The sequence below is a fragment of the Mammaliicoccus sp. L-M44 genome, assembly GCF_022386355.1.
Classification (GTDB): Bacteria; Bacillota; Bacilli; order Staphylococcales; family Staphylococcaceae; genus Mammaliicoccus; species Mammaliicoccus sciuri_A.
Map to the genome: position 1 here is coordinate 1 of NZ_JAJNIU010000044.1, position 3,883 is coordinate 3,883.

5 protein-coding genes are annotated in these 3,883 nt (G+C 30.2%); 1 reads left to right on the top strand and 4 read right to left on the bottom strand.

The genetic code is table 11. The annotated features are described in order from the left end of the window. Window positions 1–64: 64 nt before the first annotated feature. The gene (locus tag LQ611_RS13620; protein WP_239709657.1) at window positions 65–298 is read right to left on the bottom strand and encodes a phospholipase D-like domain-containing protein; all 234 of its coding nucleotides are present in this window, start codon (window positions 296–298) and stop codon (window positions 65–67) included. Window positions 299–614: 316 nt separating this feature from the next. Here LQ611_RS13620 and LQ611_RS13625 point away from each other — a divergent pair, with 316 nt between their 5' ends. Further along, window positions 615–1,166, top strand: coding sequence for a recombinase family protein (locus LQ611_RS13625; protein ID WP_031837637.1), 552 nt, complete (start codon window positions 615–617; stop codon window positions 1,164–1,166). An 87-nt stretch (window positions 1,167–1,253) separates the two neighbouring features. On the opposite strand, the gene LQ611_RS13630 is transcribed toward LQ611_RS13625, so the two are convergent. The 3 genes from LQ611_RS13630 to LQ611_RS13640 all read right to left on the bottom strand — a co-directional run bounded on the left by LQ611_RS13630 (window position 1,254) and on the right by LQ611_RS13640 (window position 3,661). Next, window positions 1,254–2,291 (bottom strand): 2,3-butanediol dehydrogenase, encoded by a 1,038-nt coding sequence (locus LQ611_RS13630; RefSeq protein ID WP_107591119.1) that lies wholly within the window; start codon window positions 2,289–2,291, stop codon window positions 1,254–1,256. 752 nt (window positions 2,292–3,043) lie between these two features. After that, the gene (locus LQ611_RS13635; protein ID WP_107566102.1) at window positions 3,044–3,472 is read right to left on the bottom strand and encodes an Hsp20/alpha crystallin family protein; all 429 of its coding nucleotides are present in this window, start codon (window positions 3,470–3,472) and stop codon (window positions 3,044–3,046) included. A 21-nt stretch (window positions 3,473–3,493) separates the two neighbouring features. Beyond that, complete coding sequence (locus LQ611_RS13640; protein ID WP_158258750.1) at window positions 3,494–3,661, bottom strand: hypothetical protein; 168 nt, start codon at window positions 3,659–3,661, stop codon at window positions 3,494–3,496. Window positions 3,662–3,883: the final 222 nt, after the last annotated feature.

Consider the following 3,883-nt stretch of genomic DNA (forward strand, 5'->3'; position numbering starts at 1 on the left):
TCCTTGTTAAATTGTTTATATCTGAAATAGTTCATACAGAAGACTCCTTTTTGTTAAAATTATACTATAAATTCAACTTTGCAACAGAACCTTTTTGAAGATGGTGAGCAATAGGTTCTTGTCCAATTAACAATTGAATTTTCTCATAGTTTTGAATTTGATCTATTATTTGAAATGTCCCTGGTAAATCCCAGTATCCTGTGGCAATTCTAAGCGTTTTATATTGTGGTGCTATCATACGTAAGGTTTCAGCTAAAGACTTTCTTTTATTATCTATAAATTGTGGATATTGAGCCATATTATTCTATCCTCTTTTCAAAATTTTATAAAAAATATTACTAGAGTGTCTTAATATATTATAAAGTTTTATTAGAATATAATCACTATTCTCTTTAATTAATTCGTTTTAATCATCGTTTTTGACACAAAACCTCTTAACTTAATATTAAGAGGTTTTTCTTGGATATTTAAGTCTATAAACTTGTGTTATAATCAATGTATCATAAATATCAAAAATCATGAGTTTTTAGACGATGAGAGACGCGTTTATTTGCATCGAGAATTAGATTTCGTTAATAAGTGCCCATAAAACGATTAAAAGAGGTGGTATTGAAATGGCTAAAATTGGTTATGCACGTGTATCAACACAAGATCAAAGTCTTGATGGACAGATTGATACACTTGAGGAATATGGTTGTGAACGTATCTTTAGCGAGAAAGCGAGCGGTCGCAAAACGAAAAGAACAGAACTTGATAAGTGTTTAGATTATTTACGCGAAGGAGATATCCTAGTTATCTATAAACTAGATCGTCTTGGACGTACAACAAAACAGTTAATTGAGCTATCGCAATGGTTGGATGATAATAGCATTGATTTACATATTATAGATATGAACGTATCGACTAAAGATGCGATGGGCAAGATGTTCTTTACCATGATGAGTGCATTCGCTGAACTTGAAGCTAACTTATTAAGTGAACGAACAAAAAAAGGATTAGAAGCAGCACGAGCAAGAGGGCGAAAAGGCGGCAGACCTTCATTGCCTGACCATAAGAAAAGAGAAATTAAATTTCTATACGATGAACAAAAACTTACAGGCGAAGAGATTGCTAAACAAACAGGAGTGAGTCGTTCTACGGTATATAGAATAATAAAAATGAAGTAGTAAAAACAAATAATCACAGAAAGAAAACTAATGAAAGGAGAATCTTCAAATTAGAGATTCTCCTTTCATTAGTTTTTATAATCTATATTATAATTTAACGAGAATTTTTGCTTGTGATTTATCGTTTACAAGTTGTTCAAATCCTGACTCCACAATATTATCTAGCTCTATTTCATCAGTAATAACATCTTTAACTTTTAAATTACCTTCATTAATTAAATCTATTGTTTGTTGAAATGTAGTAGGTGTATAAGCAATCGTTGAAGTAAGTTTTACACCTGTATTAGTTAATTGCATTGGATTCCATTCAATAGGATGACCAAATATAGACACTATAACGACAGTACCTCTTGCTTTAGTAACGTCTATAGCAGATTTAAGTGTTGGTGCTACACCAGCTACTTCAAATGCTACATCCACGCCATTATCTGTATGTTTATTAATAACATCACTTGGGTTTGATTCACCAGAATTGATAGTATGAGTAGCACCTATTGCTTTAGCTTTATTCAATCTTTCTTCTGATAAATCAAAAACAAATATCTTACTTGCACCTGCAGCTTTAGCTGCTATGACTGTTAATAAACCGATTGGACCTGCACCAAAAATAGCAACAGTATCGCCAAATAGAACTTCGCCTTCTTTAATTGCTTGAACTGCAACAGCCGTCGGTTCTACAAGGGCGCCTTCTTTATCAGAAACATTATCTGGTAATTTATAAACATTCTCTTCTGGGGCATTTGTAAATTCTGCAAATCCACCATCAGAACCTAAGCCTATAAATGAATAACCATCATAAAGGTCAATATTTTCTTCTTTTTCACGATTTGAAACTGTAGGATTAATAACAACACGATCGCCTTTGTTAAATTTTGTAACCTTAGAACCAATATCATCTACTACGCCTGCAAATTCGTGGCCTAATGTAACGGGCGCTTTTTGGCCAAGGAACGGGTCTGGTTTGTCTGTTGAAATAAATATAGGGCCTTCTAAGTATTCATGTAGATCTGTACCACAAATGCCAGCCCAAGACACTTTAACTTTAACCTCATTATCTTGTAACTCTTTAGATTTTCGATCTTCAACTCGTACATCCTTTTGACCATACCAAACTGCTGCTTTCATTGATAAAACCTCCTTGTTTTAGTTAATTTAATAATATGCCTTTTAAAAATTACTTTCAAATAAACTAACCTTTTAATATAGTGTTTCTAAATTATTATATGATTAGAGTGTACCTCAATAATACAATTACTTTTAATCATACCTCATATAGATAATTTAGTTAACTAACACATGTACACTCAACACAAGTGTTTATTGCACATGTGTTGAACTTCTATTTTAACTGCTTATTGTCCTAGCATTTCATCATTTTTTCTGTAAGAACGAGTTTATATTTAAATTCAACTTTACGCATTTCCATATTTTCTAATTCTTTTTTCTCTTCATTGGTTAAGCCAACCATAACATCTATTATTGATATCAAGAAAAGAAGAAACTCGTTTTCACTCGTTTCTAAAAAAACGAAAATAAACCAAAATTCCAGTATATCTCGACTATTATCATAACCATAAATTTACAAGATATACACAAGCAAGTATATATCTTGATACATACATCAATTAAGATTAATATTTATATATAAAATAAACATTATACAGTATGAGTAACTTTTGCTTTAGTCGTTAACTCTCCTTAATTTGAGAGTTAACGACTTTTCTTATGGTCAAATTCATTAACGATAAGAAAGAAGTTGAACTCAGTCATATCAAGACAAGAAGAAACTCGTTTCACTCGTTTAAAAAATAAAAAGCAAAAGAGGAATAAAAATGAAAAAAGAGATGTGAAATCAGATTCACATCTCTTTTTAACTATCACTTGATATCTATTACTTTTCTTTGATTATTTTCAGTTTTTGGTAAATCTACAGATAAAATACCATCTTCAAATTTAGCTTCAATATTATCTTCGTCTATATTATTAAGTGAATACATTCTCTTCACATTACTATATGATCTTTCTTTTTGAATTACTTTACCTTCATTATCTTTTTCTTCATTCACCTGATTATTTTCTCCAGAAATGATTAACATACCATTTTCATAAGAAATATCTATTTGATCTTTTGAAAAGCCTGGAAGCTCAGCTGTTAATTCATATCTATCTTCTTTTTCATTAATATCCGTTTTTATAGTTTTTTGGTCAGGTAAATTACTAAAAAATTGTCTTCCAAAGTCTCTAAACAATTCACTAGCAGTCATATCAAAATAATCTTTTCCAAATGGTTTTAAATCATAAGCCATGATAATCACTCCTTATAATAATTAACCTATTTTTTGATTAATACTTTTGACATACTCCAAATAATTTAAATATTCTTCCCAATTACTATTAACTTCAAATTCGATAAAAGGACAAAACTCAAATAAACCATCAAAATTAGACATATTCTTAAAAGGAATTAGTTTTTTTGAATTTTTATCTAAATTCATATCAACCCCTCCCTACAAAGGATATAACTATTTTCACTATATATAACATAAAGGTCAAAAATGGTCAATAATTTTTCTATTCATTTTTTACTTTATATTTTTAAGTATTCAGATTCTTTTCAGATTCTCTCCTAAGAGCATAAGGGGACACAATGCCACTCCGTGTCACTCAGCATAGCTGAGGTGTCTTCTTATGCTTTATACATTTCTTTTAAGCCATGT